We start from the raw sequence: 21946 nt of genomic DNA, 5'->3' as shown, positions 1-21946 counted from the left end.
GACCTGATAAGGCCGTTCGGATGACGATAAAACCTATGCAATTTCAGAAGTTTGTGTGGGAATCCGGTGGGGTATCCCCTTCCAGTCGCTGTTGTTATCGCTCCACAGGGGATACCCCACCTCCTGCGTGTAACTACCTTTTGAATAACTAAATTTCCTGACAGACTCAACACCTGTTCAGGTCGTTTTCCTTATTATTTAATACCTGGCAAGCGCTCCTCCAAACGGCGAATCAGCTCTCCGTATACATCGCGAAGCTCGGCAATGGTAAGGAGCTCCGGTGTATTGGATCGCTCTTCCTCCGTATGCTGCTTCAGAACGCTATCCATGCCATTATAATTAAACTGTAAATCCTTATACGTTTGATCGAGCTTCTCCAAAATGACCCCGATCAGCGTCGCATATTGTTCCAACCCATTCACCAACTTCTCATGTCATTCTACTCGGCATTATGTTCTATAATGTCTATCTTCTGAATCTTAACGGATTCTATCGGATGACTTTTTTCACCATACTTAGATTCTGCTACAGGAGTTCCAGCGATCTTAAGAACGGTATCCATCCCGTCTGTTATTTTTCCGAAAATCGTATAATTCGGGTACTGATTTAGATTCTCACTATCCTTGCCTGTACAAATAAAGAACTGGCTGCCATTGGTGTTAGGACCCGCATTCGCCATAGCAACAATTCCCGGCTCGTACTTGTACGGCGATTTCAACTCGTCGGCAAACTTGTATCCGGGTCCACCCATTCCCGTACCTGTAGGGTCTCCCGTTTGAATCATGAATGATTCAATAATGCGATGAAACTCAACATCTTCATAAAAGCCGTCTCTAGCGAGAAAAACGAAATTGTTGACCGTCAGCGGAGCCGTTTTCGGAAATAACTCGATCGTAAAATCGCCTTTGTTCGTATGTAGGGTGGCCTCATAAGTTTTGTTCACATCAATGGACATCTCCGGTGCTTGCGCATACGACTTGTGTTTCTTCTGTTCATCTACTACCGTTTCATTCGGCACAGCCTTTTCCTCAATGACATTTACTTCTTCAGGTATGGCCGTTACAACTCCTGCATCACCTACACTAGCATAATGTACGATACCCGCAATGATCATAAAAATAGCTAGAAAGCCTTGACCCATTCTTGCATTCTCCTAACTGACTTTATTGTTGTTAATAGATATCCAAAGTATAAACGATTCATTCTCGTAAAAAAAGCGCAGGGACGCTCTTTTAAGCGATTTCCCCGCGCTTTATGATTAAATGAGTAGATTAGAACTTAACCAAGTTAGCCACTTGAACCGGAAGTCCGGTTTTGATGGAATGATTGCCTGCGATACCTGTCAGGATAGACATTGCGCCATCTACGTGAGAAGCTGCACGATTGAAGCGATCCGGTGCTTTCTCTCCGAACAAGTCGTTTAACAGCACAGGGTCTCCGCCTCCATGGCCGCCCTTCGTTTCTTCAACCTTAACCTCGTAAGGAGCATCGAACATCGGGAATACCGTAATTTTCTTCCCTTTAACCGCGCCTTCCAATGCTTGTTCGCCTCCGGAATTAACGTAAGAAGCTTCAACAACGTTCATTTCAATACGGCCTTTGCTGCCATTGAAGCATACACGGAAACCTTCCCAAGGTGCATACGCATAGAGGTTGTACGTAAGTATCGCATTGTTGCGATATTTAACCATAACCCCCATCGTATCTTCGATGTTAATGCCGTCTCCGAATACGCTCTGGTCACGGTAGTATCCGTCTTCCTTCTCGGCATCCAGGTACATGGCTTTCAAATTCTCGTTTTGCTCCAGGTGCAATGCGAATGGATCGTTCTTGGCATATTCGCTGCCTTGGGCACGGGAATAAAACTCGGTAACACCGCGTTTTTCGGCATTTTCACGTCCGTAGAACATCAAGTCACCCAGTGCAAATACGGTCTTAGGCTGTGTTCCAAGCCAGAAGTTAACCAGGTCAAAGTGATGCGTCGATTTATGCACGAGCAAGCCGCCGCTATTGCGTTTGTCGCGGTGCCAACGACGGAAATAGTCAGCTCCGTGCTTCGTATTGAGCAGCCATTCAAAATGAACCGAGTGCACATCACCAATCGCACCGTCCATAATCAGCTCACGGATTTTGGTATTATGTGGAGAGTAGCGGTAATTGAATGTAACGCGCAGATTGCGGCCGGTTCTTTCTACTGCATCCAAGATCTCCTGGCATTTCACTTCGTCCACTGTCATCGGCTTCTCAGTAATAACATCGCAGCCTAACTCCATTGCGCGGATAATATAAGTATGGTGAGTCCGGTCAACCGTTGTTACAATGATGATATCCGGTTTAGTTTCTTCAATCATGCGTTCAAAATCTTGTGATTTATAAGTAGGAATCGGACGTACACCGAACGGTTCCAATTTTTTGTTAGCAACATTCATTCGGGTTTGGTTAATATCGCAAAAAGCAACAAGCTCGGACGTATCTTTATAATCGCGAGCAATGGAGGTGTAGAAGAAACCAGCTCTACCTCCCGTACCTACGACTGCATAACGTTTACGACTTGACATCTATATTTCCTCCCTTGTCTGTGTTATTGTGAGTATAGCGCAATAAATATTCGAAAACAGCACTAAAATTGCTTACATTTCAGTTTTTTCTACCTATATTGCACTAATCTCCTTATTCATAACTTGCAGGGAGGCCCCAATAATATGAAAAGCTCTGTTCCACCAAACGTGTCGAAGCCAGAACCAAAGCCTTTTTCTTTCCTAGCCGAAAAGGACGGCTTTCATCTGCATCAATCCATTCGCAAGGATACATTCAATATGAAACAAAACCATTCCCATGATTCGTACGAAATCTATTATATGCGCGCAGGGGAACGGTATTATTTCATTAAAGACCGCTCTTATCATGTAAAAAAAGGGGATTTGGTCCTCATCCAGCCCAATGTGCTGCACAAAACAATGGAAGCGAATTCTCCTCATCACGAGCGGATTTTAATTAATTTCAAAGATCATTTTATGGAACCGATGTATCGATCGATTATGGAAGACTTGTTTGATGTGTTCAACGAAGGACCCATCCTCCACCCCGATGCAAGAGAGCTCATCATGATTGAATCTATTGTCGAGAAAATGCTCAGGGAGCAAAGGCACACCCAGTACGGTACTGAAGGCTATATCCGGATATTGCTTGGAGAGCTGCTGCTCATGATATACAGGCATATCCAGAATTCCGACAGTAGAGGCAAAACCTCGGACCACCCCACAACCCTTCACCGCAAAGTATCTGATATTGTGAAATATATTAATGAACATTTTCGAGAACCGATGTCTTTGAAAGAACTATCCGGGCATTTTCATATAAGCCCCTATTATTTGTGTCGCATCTATAAAGAGGTGACAGGGTTCGGTGTTATTGAATACGTCAACAGCTTGCGGGTGCAAGAGGCCCAACAGCTCCTGAAATCAACCCGAATGTCTGTGACCGGCATTACCGAGCAGGTCGGCTTCGACAGCAGCACCCACTTCGGGCGCATCTTCAAGTCGGCATGCGGCATGTCGCCGCTCCAATACCGCAAGTGGGCAGGCAAATAAAAAGGACGCAGCGTCGTTGCTGCGTCCTCTTTTTTTAAATAGCTTAAATCAGGTTTTCCGGATTCAGCTGCTCTAGCTCCGTAATAACGAACTTGCCATCTTTACGAATGAGTACGTCATCGAAGTAAATTTCGCCCCCGCCGAATTCCGGACGCTGGATCAACACCATGTCCCAATGCACAGAGGAACGATTACCGTTATCGGCATCCTCATACGCATTTCCCGGCGTGAAATGAATGCTGCCGTCAATTTTTTCATCGAACAAAATATCCTTCATCGGGTGCTTAATGTACGGATTCACACCAATGGCAAATTCACCTATGTATCTTGAGCCTTCATCCGTATCCAAAATTTCGTTCAGCTTCTTCGTATTGTTGCTTGTTGCTTCTACGATTTTTCCGTTCTCAAAGCGAAGCATTACATTCTCGAAGGAAGTGCCTTGGTAGATCGTAGGGGTATTGTAGGACAAGGTGCCGTTAACAGAATTTTTCACAGGCGCAGTGAATACTTCGCCGTCCGGAATATTGTTTTTACCTGCGCATGGAATAGCAGGAATGTCCTTGATGGAGAAAGTCAAATCCGTCCCCTGGGCTACAAGCCTTACTTTGTCGGTCCGGTTCATTAGGTTGACCAGCGATTCCATCGCTTTCCCCATTTTACTGTAATCCAGGTTGCACACTTGGAAATAAAAATCCTCGAACGCTTCCGTACTGGTGTTAGCTAATTGAGCCATGGACGGATTTGGGTATCTCATCACACACCACTTGGTATGATTTACGCGTTGATCCGTTACAGGACGCTGGTATTCCGTCACATAGAGCTTCATCTGCGCCTCTGGCACATCGGATGTCTCCGTAATGTTGTCACCACTGCGAACCCCGATATAAGCTTGCATCTGTTTCATCCGGCTTAGTTCCAGCTCTTTAAGCGTATGATATTGCTCCTTCGTACCGTGAAGCATTAAACTGCGGGTTACAGCCGGGTCACGCAGTTCAATAAACGGATGACCTCCAGCAGCATGAGCTTCCTCAATTAAGCATTTAGTTAGCTCCTGATCTTTGATCCCTATCATTTCGATTAAAATATTTTCACCCGGCTGAAGGTTCACGGAATATCGAATTAAATTGCTTGCCAACACTTTTAATCTTGGATCTCTCATTGTTCCTATCTCTCCTTATCGGCTCTTATACACATTTTAGGGTTTAACGCAGAAGCATATGTACTTACCTAATTTGTATGGCGATACCTCCTTCTCAATGTAACCAATTTTCGATAAAACATCAAACGACTTTCGAGCATTCCTCAAGATACAGTGAAACGAAGCAGATCCGGACAGAAAAAAATCACTCCCGACTTTCCCGTCAAGGAGTGACTTTACATCTAGTTATTCTTGGATAGGATTCACAGCCTAAATCCAGCGTTGCATTGTATGCTCGTAACTCAATTGCTCCTCCGGCTTAAAGAAGAGAGCGATTTCCCGCTCGGCGCTTTCCGGTGAATCGGATCCATGGATGATATTGCTTTCGGTACGAACCGCATAATCTCCACGAATCGTTCCTGCTGCGGCCTCCATCGGCCTGGTCTTGCCCATCATGGCCCGGGACAACGCTACCACCTGCTCCCCTTGCCATACCATTGCGAATACAGGGCCTGAAGTAATGAAGTCCACCAGTTCACCAAAAAACGGCTTGCTCGCATGCTCCGCATAGTGCGTCTGTGCCTGCTCCCTGCTTATATGCATTAGCTTAGCTCCAACGAGCTGAAAGCCTTTGTCCTCAAAGCGTTGAACCAATTTTCCGATCAACCCCCGCTGTACTCCATCCGGTTTGACCATTAAAAATGTTTTTTCCACAATAGCTGCACCTCGTCCCGTGTTCCTCATTTATAAATGGATTAACCATTATTGCCCAATTCAATTTTTTTTATAATAAAGTTGCTTAAAGAAAGTAATTAAGCAGACTGTGCAGGCTTTATAGAAGCTTGCTCCGAAGGATTGCCCAAGGCAATGGCGGCCTGTGCTGCCGCGATACGGGCAAGCGGTACCCTATAAGGGGAGCAGCTGATATAATCAAGTCCCTCTGCGTGACAAAAGAAAATGGATTCCTTGTCGCCGCCATGCTCACCGCAAATACCGGTTTTCAATTGCGGTTTTGTGGACTTACCCTGCGCGGCAGCCCAGCGGATCAACGTTCCGACACCTTCCTGATCAAGCACCTGGAACGGATTGCTCGGCAGAACCTTACTCTCTACATAGTGAGTAAGAAATTTTCCTTCTGCATCGTCCCGGCTATAGCCGAGCGTCATCTGAGTCAAGTCGTTCGTGCCAAATGAGAAGAAATCCGCATGCTTCGCGATAGAGCCCGCTGTAATAGCGGCCCTTGGTACTTCAATCATTGTACCCACTCTATAGTGAACCGTGCTCAATCGTGCTCCCAATACCTCTGCCGCTTTGCGGTCGACCAGTTCACGCATGATTTTCAGTTCGCTCTCGTGTCCTACAAGCGGAATCATAATATCAGGTCGAACATCCACCTTCTCATCTAGGCATTGAAGCGCAGCACGGAATATGGCTTCTACCTGCATTTCATAAATTTCAGGATGAATGAGCCCAAGGCGGCAGCCGCGTGTACCCAGCATCGGGTTCATCTCATGCAGGCTGCGTACTTTCCTGAGCATGCGCTCCACTCGTTGGAGCTCCTCCGTATTGCCAATCTTCTGCTGCGATAGGAGTGAATACTGGATAGCGAGTTCTTCCATGTTAGGCAAAAATTCATGCAGCGGAGGGTCTAATAGGCGAATAGTGACCGGCAATCCAGCCATTGCACGGAAAATCCCTTCAAAATCACTTTGCTGCATGGGCAGCAATTCAGCAAGCGCAGCAGCCCGTTCCTCCGGCTGGTCGGCCAAAATCATGCCGCGGACGACAGGTACACGCTCCGGCGACATAAACATGTGCTCGGTGCGGCATAAGCCGATGCCCTCCGCACCGAAGCTGCGAGCCTTGCCGGCATCCTCCGGCGTATCCGCGTTCGTGTACACCTGCAGACGGCGGATATCATCCGCCCATGCCAGCAGCTCTACGAGCTCCGCGGTCAGCTCCGGCTCGCGCAGCTGCACAACCCCGCGAATGACGCGCCCCGTGGCGCCGTCAATCGAGATCCACTCCCCTTCGGCTATCGTCGCCGTCACCGAATCGGTGACTACGACATCGAAGGCTCGTTCACGCAGCCGGATGGGCTCGCAGCCGCATACGCAAGGCTTGCCCATCCCGCGGGCAACAACCGCCGCGTGGCTAGTCATCCCGCCACGGCTTGTAAGTACACCCTCGGCGACAAGCACGCCGTGAATATCCTCGGGCGTTGTCTCCGAGCGCACAAGAATGACCTTCTTACCGGCACGGGACCAAGCTTCGGCCGTATCGGCGTCGAAGACGGCTTGCCCTGTAGCCGCTCCGGGTGAAGCAGGAAGGCCGGACGCCAAAACGTCAAGCTCTGAAGACGTATCGATGGCACGATGCAGCAGCTGATCCAAATGAAAGGGTTCAATCCGTTGAATCCCCTCCTCTTTTGTGATCGTGCCTTCTTTCACAAACCCAACCGCCAGTTGTACCGCGGCCTGAGCAGTCCGTTTGCCGTTACGAGTTTGCAGCAAGTAGAGCTTTCCTTTCTCCACAGTAAATTCAATATCTTGCATATCGCGGTAATGCTTCTCAAGCTTTATCGCCGCCGATTCAAGCTGTGCATACACTTCAGGCAGCTCCTCTTCTAGCTTGGCGATAGGCATCGGTGTTCTTACACCAGCCACAACGTCTTCTCCCTGCGCATTCATCAAAAACTCTCCATACAATATATGTTCACCAGTAGAAGGATTGCGAGTAAATACGACTCCGGTACCACAATCTGTGCCCATATTGCCGAATACCATGGATTGTACGTTAACCGCCGTCCCCTGTTCATCCGGAATTTGATGAATATTGCGATAAATTTGTGCACGATGGTTGTTCCACGAACGAAATACCGCTTCAACCGCCAGCTGCAGCTGTTCAATCACTTGTTGGGGGAAAGAACGGCCTGCATGTTTTGCGATTACAGCCTTATATTCTGCAATAAGCGTTTTCCAAGCTTCCGCCGTCACTTGATGATCTTGATCGAAACCCTGCTGCTGCTTCATACGCTGCAGAAGAAATTCAAAGTGATATCCTTCCATATCAAACACTACGTTGCCGAACATTTGAATCAAACGGCGGTAACAGTCATAGGCGAACCTGGCATCGCCGGTAGAGCGTGCAAGCCCTTCCACCGTTTCATCGTTTAATCCCAGATTCAAGATTGTATCCATCATGCCCGGCATAGATGTGACGGAGCCGGAACGAACGGAAACAAGCAGCGGCTGCTCGGAATCGCCGAAACGTTCGCCTTTAGCTTGTTCCAATTGCTTCATTGCCGATAGCACTTCCTCGAATAATCCTTCAGGAAGCTTGCGATCAGCCGCATAATAAGCACGGCACACATCGGTCGTTATCGTAAATCCGGGTGGCACGGGTAATCCGACACGCGTCATCTCGGCTAGATTAGCTCCTTTACCTCCTAACAAATGCTTCATGCTTGCGTTCCCCTGCTCAAAAGGCATTACTCTTAACATGCTGGTTCCCCCCGTCATAATATGAAAAGCTGGCTGTGGAATGAAGTGGTATAATTCCAATATCCATACGATATCATACACACTATTCATTATCAATAGTATGTTATAATACTAATTAACACACATTATATAGGGCAATTATTTGACAATTGGTCACTCTATATAAATCAACCTATTATCCATATAAAAAAGGGATCTTAACGGACTCCGTAAAGAAGAGTCTATTAAGATCCCAGACGTATTTCACAATCTGCTCGTTTCATAGATATAATGGATCAGCCCTTTAAACCTACACTAATTTGCCTGCTCGTTCAGTACAACCGGCTCGAACCATACATCGCGAAAAGGGACCCATCCAAGCGAATTCAAAGATACGCCTCTTAAAGACGGATGATAAAAGGTCCTTTGCTGCCAACGATACATGAAGAACACTGCGGCGTTTTTCTTTACTAAGCGTTCAAGCTCGTTTATCCACTCCATTTGACCGTCTGAACCGTACTCTAAATCAATTCTGAATATCTTCTCGATGATCTGAATTAGCTCAGCAATTAGTTCATCGCTAAGATGTCTGCGAACGAAGCTATTATCCGCCAAAAACAATTCCAATATGGACAATACCAAATCATCATCTAATATGATCACGTACAAACACAGGTGGCTTCGCTCCACCGTTACGATCCGCTGCTTAGGGTCGTCACTGAAAACTTCCAGCTGTAAGTTAATGCCCATTTCACCCATGAGCTTTCTGAGCGCCTCCGCTTCCTCCATATTAGCTTTGGATACAGCCAAAAGAACAGGTTCTCCTTGATAACCGCTTTCCTTAAGCAGCTGCTCCGCCAACTCAGGATTGTATAACATATCCTGCCTGGAAGTATCGACTCGAGGGACAAACCAATCCGCCAAATAAGCATCGTCGGAATTCAGAAGCTCGCTCCTCCTCCGATCAATTCCATGTATAATGGCTTGACGGAAGCTAAGCTGCTGTTGAGGACCATCCAGCTTGAGATTAAAGGTCAGCATCTTGCTGCAGCCGTCAGATAGTATCTTTAGGTTATTCCGCTGCTCCCGCGATTCTTCCCCTCCTCGGGTTCGTATCCGATACATGGTCCGTTCTACATAGCTTACCTTGCTTTGTAAATCGGGAGTGTACCATATTTCAATACGATCCAAATGGGCCCTTTTATCAAAATATCGATTAAATGCTTCGCACACCAGCATATTATTGTCATGCGACACGACTTGAAACGGCCCAGTTCCAACAGGTTTATGCTTAAATGCGTCACCTAGCGACAGTACCATATCTTCAGGTACGATAGAAGCTCTATCAAAGCTTAAACAATGCAAAAATAAGGAATTCGGCTGTGATAGTTTGATCCTGACGGCATATCGGTCGTATACCTCAATCTTCTCCACATTTTCAAACATCCATCGATAAGGACTGTCTACGTCTTCATCCCGAATTCGATCTAACGAGAACTTGACATCTTGCGCCGTCATTTCTCTTCCGTGATGGAACAGCACGCCTTTGCGAAGATAAAAGAGCCAACTTGTTCCCGTCTTATCGTGGCACCAATGATGAGCAAGATGGGGTTCAATGGTTTTGGTTTGCCGATTGTAGCGGACAATATTATCAAAAATATGTTTAGCCATATGGGATTCTACAACAAAGGTGATGAACGGAGGATCAAGGCATTGAATTGGATTGTGATATGGAACCCGAAGAGTATCCGTTCTTTCTCCATCATTTCCTTCCGGTCGGTATCCGAATTGGCTATCCAGCCAGTAGACAAACTGATCCCTCAAATTGGGCAAGTAATCATATTCTTCGATACAGGCAAATGCTCTTTGCAAATCCCCTTTTCCTACATGACCCTGGGCCATCTGCAGAACGAGCGTCTCTCGAGAAATCCTGAATACAATTCTGGAACGATGTCCTCTTCCTCGACCTGGAAGCCATTGAATCCACGACTGCTCTTCCATTTTTCTTAATACCAGATTCACATTCCGACTTGAGAAATGAAGCCATTCTGTCAGTTGAGGGAGTGTAACCTCTATTTCTTCTTTTTCAAGTGCATTCGGAAGCTGCTTTCGAAGGGTCAGATAGTAATGTTCTAGTATAAAAATCCCCTCCAACAATAAAAGATGAAGAATCCATGTCACATTCTACACTTTTTATTCATCTTTATCCAGTTATAATCAGTAAACAAAAGGAGTGGATGACAATGATGAACTTATTCGAGCTCGAAATGCAAATGAAAGAACGCCAAATGGAAGTTGAACAAACTGCTAATTATCGTTGGGCAGCTCAAATCTCCATGCTGGATTGGATGTTGGGTAGTGCCACAATCGGCATACTTAGCTTTCTCTAAGAAACAGACGACAAAAAACGCCGGAGTCAGAGGCGAGTCCTCAGTCAACCGACGTTTTTATTTTATAAGCTTATGTTTAAGACAGTTGTTTTAAAAACTCTCTCATGAATCCAGGCAAATCCGGCCAAGCATGACCCGAAACGATATTACCATCCACATGAAGCGTATCCGAGGTAAACTGAGCTCCGAGCTGCTCTACATCAAACCGGCAGGCAGTATAGGCAGTCATGGTCCGTCCTTCAAAAACCGATTTGTCCTTCAATGCGCCAAGCACTAACGCTGCATGGCAGATAGCTCCAACCGGCTTATTAGTTTCAAAGAAATGGGCCAAAATGCGGGGCACGTTCTCATCAAGACGAATGTATTCTGGAGCTCTTCCGCCAGGAATGATAAGTCCGTCAAACTCCGAAGGGTCCACTTCCGAGAAGGAGACATGCGAATCAAGCTGGTAGCCTGGCTTCTCCGTATAGGTATCCCAGCCTTCAAAATCATGCACAACGGTACGCAGCGTTTTCTTCGTCGGCGAGGCGATGACTGCTTCATAACCAGCCTCAAGCACACGGTAATACGGATAATATACTTCAAGCGCTTCTACGGCATCGCCGGTGATGATAAGAATTTTTTTGGACAAGGGAATCCCTCCCGCAATATATTGTACTCCATTTCATTGTGATGCAAGTCCAATTAATTGTAAACGGGTGGAAAATAGCGGATTTTGTAGAAAGCTTGTCATAGTTCGTCAAGAATTTGTTTTTTTCGCTTTGTGTGATTTTTTAAACAGAATCTTTTGAGAGGAAATGCTAGAATAATGTATACACACAATAGATGTATACATTCTCATATAAAGGAAGTTATAATGATGCCGAAGAAAGTTCTAAGAAGTCAATCTGCACATTATCCATTTCAAGTATTGTTGAACAAAACCAAGGTTTTGACCAGAGAAGGTAAAGGGACTGTCGTAGATAAGCAGACCGAATGGATTTATGTTAAACTTGAAAAAAATGGAACGGTTATTAAAACAAGTATATTTTTAACCGAGCTGATAGAAATCGCGTAGTACGGTTCAGACAGAAGAGAAACCCTGGTTACAAGCCCACCTTACTCTCAGGGTTTCTCGTCAAACTGTCCGTATGATGCGGTTTTTTTATGTAGCGCTTATTTCCCCCGCTTAGACCCTCGGGAATACAATCTTGTATTCTGTCCCCTTGCCCAGCTCACTTTTCAGCTCAATTTTTCCATTCATCTTCTTAATGATCCCAAAGGAAACCATAGTCCCAAGGCCCGTCCCTTTTTCCTTCGTAGAATAGTAGGGCGTGCCGAGCCGACGAACCTGTTCTTCGGTCATACCGACACCGGAATCTTTCACAGTGATGGTGACGTGACTCTCCTGACTTTTTACGCTAAAGGCCAATAACCCCCCATTGAACATTGCCTCAATCGCATTTTTGCCAATATTAATGAATGCTTGCCTGAATTTGTACTTATCACCCACTATATAAAGCGACTCGTCTTCGGACACAATCCCATCAATCTGGATATTATAATAATTGGCATAAGTCAACAGAACGTTCGATAAATAACGGACCTCGTCATTGACATTGATTCTCTCTATCACTTCAGGATCCGGTTTGGCCAAAGCAAGGTAATCAGTAATAATGACCTGAGCGCGATCCAATTCCTCCAAGCACAGCTTCTGATAAAATTGTTTCTTCTCTTGATCCAATTCAGCTGAACCTAGTAGTTGAATAAAGCCTCTCACCGTTGTTAACGGATTGCGTATCTCATGCGCTACTGAAGCTGCCATATCGCTGACGATTTTGATTTTTTCACTATTAACGACTTCTTCCTGCATATAAAAATAGGTATTCAAAAATTCAATTAAGTACACACACAAGCCGGCAATAAGCGCTTGAAGCAAATACGTCTCTATTTTGGTTATCGGCTCAATCCACAGCAATTCCAGGTGATTCGTCAAAGCAAGATAGGTTGCAAAGGTTATCAATTTGATGAGTGTGCATAATAGAACCGCGCTCAGTACTTTTTGACGCAGCTTAAATGTAGGATATCTCTTGATGTAATAGAGAAGAATTACGAAGCTCGGAGCCAAGGAAACGATATAAATGAGATTGTTAGGGTTACCTGTAATTAAACGATAAAGCATGAGGGTTATATACAAAATGATCGAAACAGGGATACCGCCATATAACGAACCAAGCGTTAAAGGAATGGAGCGAAAATCAAAGAGAAGCCCGTCTAAATGAGTAGGAAACGACATGGTGACAATTAAAGCGCAGGCAAAAAGAGTGTAGATTAAAAAACGGTAAAGCAAAGGCTTTTTTTTCGTTTTATAAATATAAGGATACAGTACGAGCGGAGAAAAAATAAAAAATAAGTTCAATAAATAGTCTTTAAAATAGATCAACATACGTTCTCCTAATTCTTTCGTTTGCCTTGTTCTTTACCAATACGACACAAGGTGAGAACTTTCCTCCTTACAAGTGTTAAGGATGGTATCTATTTATTCTCTGCTTGCTTTGAGCAAACTCTGATATTTCCTGGGGGCGTTACGGAAATAAGCTTCGATGATCAATTCTTCAAGCTCTTTCCAGTCAGCTCGCTCATGACTGCGCACTGTAACCCATCCATGATGTCCGATATATCGAGTTTTCAAATAATTAGTATCCTCCTGCTGAAGGAGAAATTGCTGTGTATCCTTATCCGTCTTGATGGACAAGAAGACCTGGTCCTTTTCCCCCAACATGACAAACGGCTTATCTTTTACACGAAATGAAGTATGTCCGAACGAATCTATGTTTTCTGTTACTTCTGGAAATGTGGAGCATTGCTTTCTGATCTTCTCAACCAGCTCTAGGCCTTTTCTCGATGATATCGGCTTGTGATTCGTCACACTGCACTCCTCCGTGTTATTTCAATGTAATGATCAATTTGTTGTCAGTTGCAAAAAATAACTTCCTGCTCCTGTAAAATCGCTTGTTCATACGCCCTGTTCATGCCAAGTGATCGAATTGCTTCTTTGGAAACACACTTGATAGGCACAGTCGTCTTAAAATCGTGTTTAAACGGGAAAGGCGTCATCCTGATTTCCTTCTCATTAAGCCACTCTGCGATAAGTCTCCTGCTGCCGTCAGGCAGGAGTGGTTCAGACAGTGTAAACCCGTCCCGGAACCACGGATGCTCCTTATCCTTAGTCGATCCCGGATTATTCAGGCCTACGTACAAGGAAATATCGTCGCACAGCTGCAGCAGCTGAAAATGACGCTCGATCATTTCCTTCGGAAACTTAAGCTTTTCTTGAATTCGTGCTTGGCGTCTGGCCTCACCGCTGCAGAATGCAATACAATCCGGGTGTGAGGAATGCTGTAATTGTTGAAACGAAGCATAATGCTTACTGCAAAGGAATGCCGCATACTCACTCATTTGCTCCACTTCATCGATCCCCAGTTTATAAAGAACAAGCTTGGGCAGCATCGGATAATCGCTAAACGAAAACGGTACATGATCTTGGTCGTTCCAGATCGGCGTGTGATCCAAGCGGATCCAGGCTCGATCATGCTCTGTAATTGCCTGAAGGACATCGGGAATATAGACATCCCCAAGAAAGATATCATCACAAAACTGTGCTGCAATATGAGCGGATAAACCAGCATGGTCATGCTGAGTCGTCATAACGAATTCTTGTTCCGTTTCGCGAATGATCACAGCTTTCACTCCATTCTATTTGCAAGAAAGGTAGGGTTCCATCAATGCCTCCGCTCTTGCTATTATGTCCGTTCTTGCTCCAGTACCTTCCAGCTTAGTTATCAACTGAATTGCCGTCTGGAAGTTCATAATGACATAGCCTGTTTTTTCAAAACCTTCCGGCATTGTATCGTAGCTCTGCACCCTGGTTAAGAAATACACGGTATAAGTATCTGTCTCTTCCCAATACCAGCATGCAAAGGGCTTAGCCTCGCCGCTGATCCTTATGCCTGCTTCTTCCATCACTTCTCTATATAAAGCTTCTTCTAATGTCTCGTTATCCTCAACCCTACCGCCAATGGTCGTTAATGTCTGTTCGTCCTTATCCCACACCATCATCATATTTCCATTACCCAAAATCGGCACGCAGTGCACTCCGGCAATGGGCCTGTCTGTAGGAAGATCAGAAATAAATGTTAGCAAAGGACTCTCCTCCTTGTGTGTACAGGTGTTCATGCACGAAATTTCATCAACCTCTTTATGCTACCACAAAATGACATATTGTTGCAGTAAATTCTTTCCCTTCCATTCTCTGTGAATCTCGTTGAAATAAAAAAAGTGCCCGCTCTGCGGACACCAAACAATAACTAGCTCTAGCTCCTTTTCCTTCCGGTTAATAGGAGCATAACGAAAGAAATCAAGATCATCGTACCTGTCCAAGCCCATGCTAACGTCATATTACCGGAATCTACCGCTACATAGATCGCTGTTGGAATGGTTTGGGTTTTACCTGGGATATTGCCTGCAATCATCAAAGTAGCTCCAAACTCCCCTAATGCACGCGCAAAGCCAAGGATATAGGCAGTGATGAGAGAATGAGAAGCTAACGGAAGCGTCACATGCCGGAACAGCTGCCATTCATTCGCTCCCATAGATCGTCCTGCATCTTCCAAGCTTTTATCGATGGAGGCAAACCCAACTTTCATCGTTTGGTAAACCAAAGGGAAGGCAACGACGATGGAAGCAATGACAGCTGCCCACCAGGAAAAAATAATTGGCGCCGAAAAGACCCATTCGATCAAGCGACCTAGCCCGCTTTTTCGTCCAAGCAGTACCAGCAGCAGAAATCCCACTACAGTCGGTGGCAGTACAAGCGGCAGCATGAAGGCCGTCTCTATTAGTGTTTTTCCTCTAAACGACCTTCGTGACATCCACCAAGCTAATCCAACCCCCAGTACGGTTACTATCACGCTGGACAATAGAGCTACTTGAAGCGATAATTGGACAGGTGACCAAAACTGAGCTCCAGTCATTATGAACTCTTAGGAATGGAGAAGCCATATTTCACGAACACATCCAGCGCTTCCTTCGATTGCAGATAAGCATACACTTCTTCAGCTTCTTTGCTGTGCTTAGTGGCCTTCACAATCCCAATCGGATATTCAACCGAGGTGTACCATGATGGATTAACTGAGAAAGCAACCTGCACTTTCTTAGAGGTCAGCGCATCCGTCTTATAGACGAAGCCGGCATCGGAGTTACCTGTTTCCACGTACTGAAGAACTTGTCTGACATCTTTGCCTTGAACGGTTTTTGGCTGAATGCTCTCCCACAGCTTTGCGTTCGTCAGTGCTTCTTTGGCATAATTTCCGGCAGGTACACTTTCCGGAATGCCTACAGCAATACTCTTCACGGCTGGATTCATTAAATCCGCTTCTTTGCTAATCGCCTGCTTGGCATCCGCTGGAATGACAACGACCAATTCGTTGGTCAGCAGATTCTTTTGCTGGCCCTTATCGATGAGCTGCTTGTCTACAAGCGCCTGCATATTTTTGGTCGCAGCCGATAGGAATAAGTCTGCCGGAGCCCCCTGTTCAATCTGCTGCTGCAGAGAGCCGGAAGCTCCAAAGTTAAAGTTTAACTTCACATTGCTGTGCTTAGCTTCATAAGTAGTCTGAATTTCTTTCAGCGCGTCGGTTAAGCTGGCAGCAGCCGAAATTGTTAATTCAACCTTTGCCACCGGCGCAGGGCTTTGAACCGCAGGAGTCGGGTTCGAGGAGCTTGAATTAGCGGTAGATCCTTGCTGAGTTCCGCAAGCGGAGAACACAACAGCGAGCCCGACAAGCAGCGAGATGACGATGCTTCTATTTGCATATGTAATCATTCCATAATCTCCTTTTGTTATAATTAGATATAATTAGTTATAATTAAATATCATTATAACGACAAGTTATTGAAAATGTAAATTGAAAAATGAAAATTTACAGGGAGGATAACCATGTCCAGCGATATGTCGTATACGACGGAAGAGATCGCTAAGCTGTTAAAAATATCGAAACTCACCGTCTATGATTTGATTAAAAAAGGCGATTTGCCCTCTTATCGAGTAGGCAAACAAATGCGTGTTGACGCTGCCGACTTGAATCTTTATAAGCAAAGAGCCAAGAAAGCTCAAGTTAATGAGTCCATCATTGCACAGGAGCGCCCTCCTGCACCATTGCGATTCATTAGCGACGCCCGTTCCGTCGTCATCACGGGGCAGGATGTAAGCCTGGATATATTGGCCAAGCATATGGAGAAACAAATATCGGGAATACGACCGCTTCGGTCTTATGTCGGCAGTCTGGATAGCCTGATGGCGATGTACCGCGGCGAATCCGACATTGTCAGCACCCATCTATTGGATGGAGATACTGGGGAATATAATCTCCCCTATATTCGCAAGCTGTTAGTCGGATTTTCATACACGGTAGTCAATATGTTATCTAGGAAGGCCGGTTTGTATGTTCAACAAGGCAATCCTCTGAACATCAGCGGTTGGAGTGATATGGGCAGGCCTGGCCTTCGTCTGGTCAATCGTGAGAAAGGCTCCGGCGCCCGTGTTCTGCTCGATGAGCAGCTTCGTCTTCACCATATTCGCTCTGATCAACTGGATGGATATTTGAGAGAAGAATCGAACCATATGGCGGTTGCAGGGAAAGTTGCTTCCGGAGAGGCCGATATTGGGGTCGGAATTGAGAAGGCTGCGGCTATAGTCGGTAATGTCGATTTTATTCCGTTAATCCAAGAACGGTACGATCTCGTGATGCTTAGGACACCGGATAATCAGGAATGGATTGAAGCCGTTATTCAAATATTACAATCGGAGTCGTTTCAGAATGAGCTTCGCTCCATTCAAGGCTATGATTTATCACTCACCGGACAGCGCTTATATGAGAGCTAAAGCGATCCTTTTACAGCACAAAAAAGTCGCGGCTTCCTCCTTTATGGGAAGATGTGCGACTTTTCCTTTTATAAAAATATTATATTTATGTGCATGTGTCCTCATTCGATCTATGTTTTCTTAACAGCTTTATATACTTTTCAGTATTAAGAATATACTTGTTATCACCTTTTTCAAGACTCTGTTTAAGGACTTCTATTTCTTGAACGGCAATCTCATAGGTCTCTTCATTAATGACCCCCTCATGAAGCGCCTCCAGCAGCTCCTCTTCATCCAAAACATAATGGTTACCGTTCGGCAGCTGGACTAGATCCAAATATAGATCATGAATGACAGGTACTCCTTCGTCGTTCAGCTCTGTTAGCCAGGTCATATCAAAGTACCATTGCAGCACCTGATCCTTACTATCCAGCATAATAGTTACACTATGATGACTGTCCCGAGGGAACAGCATAATCCACGAATAACCATGATCAACGATACAGACATTGTCATCAGCATATTGTACAGAGAGAGGCTCCCTTACTTGATCGAGATATAAGCAGCTCATATAGCCCTCGAACACCTCGTCATTGATATACTGCTGATCGTATCTTTTTTTCAATATGCGAGTCCAATTCGGCCGGTTTGCGATCTTTTGCTTCATATGCTGCTTAATGACCTCCGAATGATCTTGATCAAGCGTGAATGCTCCGATTCGATGCCCTGTTCGAGTCTGAAAATCGCTGCAAGCGGAATCCATGGCAAGATATCTGATTTGTCGGTGGGCAGCTCTTTCAAGTAAGTTTGAGTATAAGCTTTAAATAGAATAGACCTGGAAATATTAAGGTTCTCATAGTGGGGGATGAAGTCCGGAACCTCTCCAATTTTGAGCATGAGGGCGCTTAATACAAAATCAGCCGTACGGTTTCCTCTTTTGGCATTAATCCAGTCAATAACGTACGGACCGCTTGGCGAAAGTAGGATATTATCCGGATGGTAATCCCCGTGACATACCTCACTAGAATCAGGCAGAGTATCTAGCAATCGAAGCGCCTTTTCTTTCAAGACAGACTCTATTTTTACAGTTCTTATTTTCTTCTCAAAATCTTCCTTCTGCGAAGGGAGACTGTCGTTGCGGCTTCGATGCACATCGGCATGCAAATGAGCGCTTATTTCTCCTATCCATACAGCTTTAGAAACGTCGCTTAATAGCATTTGTAGCAACGTCGGACCTTCAAGCTTCTCATACACGATACCTGTTCTGTCGTTAACCGTAATAATTTCGAACACCTTTGCCACTGGTAAACCAGGCTGTTGTATCGAAGCTGCAATTTTGAATTCATGTTCAATAACATAGTGAGGAGTGTTTGGATAAAACAGCTTCACAACCTGATCTTTTTGATAACCAAAAACCTCGGCTTGTCGTCCCTGACCGAGCTTTTGACCTAATTCCATTCTAACTCCCCCTTCTTCTAATCGTGATCATGTTCAATCAACTTCTCGCTATTTTTCACCACACTACTGAGAACTTAAGTTCTCATCAAACCCCTTACTTCATTCTTCAAATCTTCAAATAGCGGACGCTGTACGCTGCTAATGTCCGATATATCGATTTCTTCCAAATGCTTAAATTCAAGCAGTAAAGACTCATTATATTTATCATGAAACAATAGTGTTGCCCCATCGGCAGCAATCCGGTTCTCTAAATCTACTCTAGCATCAAATATAAACATGACGAAGACCACTTCATTACCATCTGGATAACGATACTGCATTCTCGGACCGCTATAGACCGCATAAATTGCGCACTCCACTACAACAAGCCCTGTTTCTTCGAGAACCTCCCGCTTCATCGTCTCTTCTACCGATTCGCCCGCCTCCATCCCTCCACCAGGAAGTCCCCAATTTCCATAGTCCGATCTTCGTTGCATTAAGATTCTGCCATGCTTATCCTTGATGACAGCTCCACCCGTTACGATAATGCGCATTCTACGGCTTCCTTTCCAGGTTGCAGCTATAGGTGCAGCTCCAACCTTTTCATATTACTCCTTATGTAGTTGAAGCCGGAGTAAATCGTTATCGCAGCGGCACCGTACATAAGGATCTGATCGACCGGGATTCCTATCCACCATTGGAACGGCTGATTGTTCAATATGACAGCTGTCACTGCGGCTACCTGTACAACAAGCTTGATTTTTCCGTAACGATCAGCAGCGAGAGCGATTCTTTTACCAGCAGCCACAATTCGAATCCCGGTTATAATCATTTCCCGTGCAATAATGATGACGGCGATCCAGGAAGAAAGCTTATGACTCTGGACCAAAATAAACCGATCCGAATGAACGTTATCTTATTCGCGGTATTCAATTGGCATCACCTTTCGGTCCAGTTACGCCAAACTCTTTTCAGCCTAGCGGCTCTCCAGTACAGTTTGAATATATTTCAATGCGTTATCTGTCATGTAGCCTGACGCCAGCTCAATTCTCTGAGTCTGCAAAAACATTTTGACTAAGGTGCTGCTCGTGTTCAAATGCTGGGTGGTTGGTGTTAAATAAACCGTTTCGGCCAAACAGGCCTTTTGGTTGTACTGCTCCAGCTTAATTTCATAATCTAAATCCGTTGATCCTCTAATGCCCCGAATAATGACATCGATATGATGTTCTTTAATGTAGTCGACAATGATGCCGGAATAATGGACTACGCGAACGGCTTGGTTTAGATGTATGGTAGACAATCGGGCAATCTGATATCTTTCTTCTGGAGAAAACATATGCGATTTCGATTTGTTGCTGGCTATAACAACATCAATCTGCTCAAAAAGTCGTGTCGCTCTCTCCAAAATGTTCAAATGCCCTAACGTAAACGGGTCAAAGGACCCGGGATAGATAGCTCTCATGATGTTCCCTCTCTTCTGAGAATGTTGTGACTGAGGCTTATTGTATCCTACATATATGGAAGTAATCCCCATAAATCTATACTATCTGAATAAAGCTTTTTTTGTAAAATGATATATCGATGTTAAAGCTGATAAAAAATCGGTTTGTCTTCCAAAAACGGTTTGCAGTACGTTTCGCATAAACGAGGCAATCTTTCACGGATCCATACGTGCTTTTCCTTGTTTTGCATATGGAAGGCATAATAGCCAAAAATGGCAAGCAGCATAAAGCCTTCAAGGAGCCTGAGAGGGTCGTCCTCAAGAGGAAACCCGTCGGAATAGCCTTTAAGAAAAAGCTCCTTCTTCTCCCCCTTCATCATAAGAGCCCCCGCGCCAACATCCATTAAATAATAACCGTAACCGGATAAGCAAAAATCTATGAACGACCACCCTCCTTCCGATACAATAATATTACTCCTGTTGATATCAGCGTGAACCATCCCCCAACTACCCGCATGGATGCCAAGAGACTTCAAATTAAGGTTGATGTGTTTAAAGACCTCTTCCACGATAATCCGCTCATTGTTTCCAAACAAACCTAACTGCTGACCGGTAAGTATTTGTCCGATCATTTTCTCATTTCGTTCCAAACCATACACTGGTCTGAACCCATATTGCGTATGATCACTGCTTTGGAAATGCGCATGCAGCTTGGCCGTATAGCTACCTAATCGGTACGCGTTCTCACTCTGCTCCATATCTTGATCCGATAGAGAGATTCCGTCGATCCATCGTAATAACGTACAGCATATTGTTTCCTCATCCGAAACCCATTCCGTAACGTAATCCCCCAATCGGTTAGGGACTGGCGCCTGGACAATAAGTTCAGTTTGCTCCGCTAACCTCTTCAGAAGCTTCATCTCCGAAGCCAGTCCTTCCCGGGTATGCTGCACTCCTCTAAAGTTTTCTGTTACAGGTTGATGGATGCGAAGCAAATACTGCTTCCCTATTGAACCCACGACTTTGTAAGTACAGTTTTCATTGTGTCTTATAAAATCAATAGATTGAGCCAAAATATCATAGTTGGTTAAGATGCTATGAAGTGAAGTTTGATCCAAATAAACCACCTGCGCCTTTCGTCAGAGAAAGTCTTTGTGTTACGCCTCACTATGCTAATAAAAAAGCCGGCACGAAAATTTTTTTTCGTCCCAGCCATGTTGTGTTCAATCCTATTTATAAAAGCAGCATCAGCTTTTCCCCACCTGTTATGCACAATCTCCATCAAATGAATCGAACCTCCGCGACGGACTTCTGCTTCCTAGTATTCTCCCGATTGCTCCAAGATCCATAGACACTTATTCGTCTAATGCATCGAACTTACCTTGCTCCAGCTGCTCTTTGATCAATTCCAATGTCTTCAGGCTGCCCAGCAAATAATGCTGCTTTTCCTTCGTATCTACTACGCTTACGGGCGTATCCTTAATCTGTTGAATTTTTTCTTCCAACCACAAAATTAAAAGCTCTTTTTTCATTTGATTTCCTCCAGCATGCTAATCATTTGTTATCC

The 21946-nt window shown here is 44.9% G+C and carries 25 protein-coding genes; 4 read left to right on the top strand and 21 right to left on the bottom strand.

Going from position 1 to position 21946, the window contains the following annotated elements; all coding sequences use genetic code 11:
- Nucleotides 1-194 precede the first annotated feature (194 nt).
- The 3 genes from BP97_RS0102885 to BP97_RS0102875 all read right to left on the bottom strand — a co-directional run bounded on the left by BP97_RS0102885 (nt 195) and on the right by BP97_RS0102875 (nt 2558).
- Nucleotides 195-422 carry a hypothetical protein gene (locus tag BP97_RS0102885; protein WP_231506194.1) on the bottom strand — a complete coding sequence of 76 codons (228 nt, stop codon included), beginning with the start codon at nt 420-422 and terminating at the stop codon, nt 195-197.
- A gap of 17 nt (nt 423-439) precedes the next feature.
- On the bottom strand, nt 440-1141 hold the full coding sequence (locus tag BP97_RS35040) for a peptidylprolyl isomerase (protein ID WP_081823888.1): 702 nt from the start codon (nt 1139-1141) through the stop codon (nt 440-442).
- A 130-nt stretch (nt 1142-1271) separates the two neighbouring features.
- Nucleotides 1272-2558, bottom strand: coding sequence for a Gfo/Idh/MocA family oxidoreductase (locus BP97_RS0102875; protein ID WP_028547759.1), 1287 nt, complete (start codon nt 2556-2558; stop codon nt 1272-1274).
- 144 nt (nt 2559-2702) lie between these two features.
- Between BP97_RS0102875 and BP97_RS0102870 the strand changes: the two genes are divergently transcribed.
- Nucleotides 2703-3590: a helix-turn-helix domain-containing protein gene (locus tag BP97_RS0102870; protein WP_051620303.1), complete on the top strand. Its 888-nt coding sequence runs from the start codon at nt 2703-2705 to the stop codon at nt 3588-3590.
- 43 nt (nt 3591-3633) lie between these two features.
- Here BP97_RS0102870 and BP97_RS0102865 read toward each other — a convergent pair whose 3' ends face one another.
- The 4 genes from BP97_RS0102865 to BP97_RS0102850 form a co-directional block, all read right to left on the bottom strand.
- Entirely contained in the window at nt 3634-4749 is a 1116-nt protein-coding gene (locus tag BP97_RS0102865; RefSeq protein WP_028547757.1) for an aminopeptidase, read from the bottom strand.
- A 249-nt stretch (nt 4750-4998) separates the two neighbouring features.
- The gene (gene ndk, locus BP97_RS0102860; protein WP_028547756.1) at nt 4999-5442 is read right to left on the bottom strand and encodes a nucleoside-diphosphate kinase; all 444 of its coding nucleotides are present in this window, start codon (nt 5440-5442) and stop codon (nt 4999-5001) included.
- A gap of 98 nt (nt 5443-5540) precedes the next feature.
- Complete coding sequence (ppdK, locus tag BP97_RS0102855; protein ID WP_028547755.1) at nt 5541-8231, bottom strand: pyruvate, phosphate dikinase; 2691 nt, start codon at nt 8229-8231, stop codon at nt 5541-5543.
- 294 nt (nt 8232-8525) lie between these two features.
- The gene (locus tag BP97_RS0102850; protein ID WP_231506193.1) at nt 8526-10391 is read right to left on the bottom strand and encodes an ABC transporter substrate-binding protein; all 1866 of its coding nucleotides are present in this window, start codon (nt 10389-10391) and stop codon (nt 8526-8528) included.
- Between the two features lie 62 nt (nt 10392-10453).
- Here BP97_RS0102850 and BP97_RS40085 point away from each other — a divergent pair, with 62 nt between their 5' ends.
- The gene (locus BP97_RS40085; RefSeq protein WP_156043125.1) at nt 10454-10600 is read left to right on the top strand and encodes a hypothetical protein; all 147 of its coding nucleotides are present in this window, start codon (nt 10454-10456) and stop codon (nt 10598-10600) included.
- Nucleotides 10601-10676: 76 nt separating this feature from the next.
- On the opposite strand, the gene BP97_RS0102840 is transcribed toward BP97_RS40085, so the two are convergent.
- The gene (locus BP97_RS0102840; protein ID WP_028547753.1) at nt 10677-11231 is read right to left on the bottom strand and encodes a DJ-1/PfpI family protein; all 555 of its coding nucleotides are present in this window, start codon (nt 11229-11231) and stop codon (nt 10677-10679) included.
- Nucleotides 11232-11459: 228 nt separating this feature from the next.
- Between BP97_RS0102840 and BP97_RS0102835 the strand changes: the two genes are divergently transcribed.
- A complete protein-coding gene (locus tag BP97_RS0102835) occupies nt 11460-11657 on the top strand; it encodes a hypothetical protein (RefSeq protein WP_028547752.1) in 198 nt (65 codons plus the stop codon).
- A gap of 111 nt (nt 11658-11768) precedes the next feature.
- On the opposite strand, the gene BP97_RS0102830 is transcribed toward BP97_RS0102835, so the two are convergent.
- The 6 genes from BP97_RS0102830 to modA form a co-directional block, all read right to left on the bottom strand.
- Nucleotides 11769-13022 carry an ATP-binding protein gene (locus BP97_RS0102830; RefSeq protein WP_231506192.1) on the bottom strand — a complete coding sequence of 418 codons (1254 nt, stop codon included), beginning with the start codon at nt 13020-13022 and terminating at the stop codon, nt 11769-11771.
- A gap of 96 nt (nt 13023-13118) precedes the next feature.
- The gene (locus BP97_RS0102825) at nt 13119-13508 is read right to left on the bottom strand and encodes an MmcQ/YjbR family DNA-binding protein (protein ID WP_036745334.1); all 390 of its coding nucleotides are present in this window, start codon (nt 13506-13508) and stop codon (nt 13119-13121) included.
- 44 nt (nt 13509-13552) lie between these two features.
- A complete protein-coding gene (locus BP97_RS0102820) occupies nt 13553-14320 on the bottom strand; it encodes a DUF3891 family protein (RefSeq protein WP_028547749.1) in 768 nt (255 codons plus the stop codon).
- Nucleotides 14321-14335: 15 nt separating this feature from the next.
- Nucleotides 14336-14782 carry an NUDIX hydrolase gene (locus BP97_RS0102815; RefSeq protein WP_028547748.1) on the bottom strand — a complete coding sequence of 149 codons (447 nt, stop codon included), beginning with the start codon at nt 14780-14782 and terminating at the stop codon, nt 14336-14338.
- Between the two features lie 170 nt (nt 14783-14952).
- Nucleotides 14953-15612, bottom strand: coding sequence for a molybdate ABC transporter permease subunit (gene modB / locus BP97_RS0102810; RefSeq protein WP_028547747.1), 660 nt, complete (start codon nt 15610-15612; stop codon nt 14953-14955).
- Complete coding sequence (gene modA, locus BP97_RS0102805; protein WP_028547746.1) at nt 15612-16463, bottom strand: molybdate ABC transporter substrate-binding protein; 852 nt, start codon at nt 16461-16463, stop codon at nt 15612-15614. Before modA ends, modB begins: the two co-directional genes overlap by 1 nt.
- Nucleotides 16464-16577: 114 nt before the next feature.
- On the opposite strand from modA, the gene BP97_RS0102800 reads away from it, so the two are divergent.
- Nucleotides 16578-17522 (top strand): helix-turn-helix transcriptional regulator, encoded by a 945-nt coding sequence (locus BP97_RS0102800; protein ID WP_028547745.1) that lies wholly within the window; start codon nt 16578-16580, stop codon nt 17520-17522.
- Nucleotides 17523-17607: 85 nt separating this feature from the next.
- Here BP97_RS0102800 and BP97_RS35035 read toward each other — a convergent pair whose 3' ends face one another.
- The 7 genes from BP97_RS35035 to BP97_RS40080 form a co-directional block, all read right to left on the bottom strand.
- A complete protein-coding gene (locus BP97_RS35035; protein WP_051620302.1) occupies nt 17608-18168 on the bottom strand; it encodes a DUF402 domain-containing protein in 561 nt (186 codons plus the stop codon).
- The gene (locus tag BP97_RS0102790) at nt 18165-18959 is read right to left on the bottom strand and encodes an aminoglycoside phosphotransferase family protein (RefSeq protein WP_028547744.1); all 795 of its coding nucleotides are present in this window, start codon (nt 18957-18959) and stop codon (nt 18165-18167) included. The genes BP97_RS35035 and BP97_RS0102790 overlap by 4 nt, the downstream gene beginning before the upstream one ends.
- Before the next feature lie 74 nt (nt 18960-19033).
- Entirely contained in the window at nt 19034-19492 is a 459-nt protein-coding gene (locus tag BP97_RS0102785) for an NUDIX domain-containing protein (protein WP_028547743.1), read from the bottom strand.
- 26 nt (nt 19493-19518) lie between these two features.
- Nucleotides 19519-19827, bottom strand: coding sequence for a CDP-alcohol phosphatidyltransferase family protein (locus tag BP97_RS35030; RefSeq protein WP_051620301.1), 309 nt, complete (start codon nt 19825-19827; stop codon nt 19519-19521).
- An 87-nt stretch (nt 19828-19914) separates the two neighbouring features.
- Nucleotides 19915-20400 carry a pantetheine-phosphate adenylyltransferase gene (coaD, locus tag BP97_RS0102775; protein ID WP_028547742.1) on the bottom strand — a complete coding sequence of 162 codons (486 nt, stop codon included), beginning with the start codon at nt 20398-20400 and terminating at the stop codon, nt 19915-19917.
- Nucleotides 20401-20522: 122 nt separating this feature from the next.
- A complete protein-coding gene (locus tag BP97_RS0102770; protein ID WP_036745332.1) occupies nt 20523-21497 on the bottom strand; it encodes a phosphotransferase enzyme family protein in 975 nt (324 codons plus the stop codon).
- A gap of 237 nt (nt 21498-21734) precedes the next feature.
- Entirely contained in the window at nt 21735-21911 is a 177-nt protein-coding gene (locus BP97_RS40080; RefSeq protein WP_156043123.1) for a hypothetical protein, read from the bottom strand.
- Nucleotides 21912-21946 lie beyond the last annotated feature (35 nt).

This window comes from Paenibacillus sp. UNC451MF, assembly GCF_000686845.1.
GTDB lineage: Bacteria > Bacillota > Bacilli > Paenibacillales > NBRC-103111 > Paenibacillus_S.
Note: the sequence above shows the minus strand (reverse complement) of the source record. Positions and strands in the feature narration are given on the sequence as shown.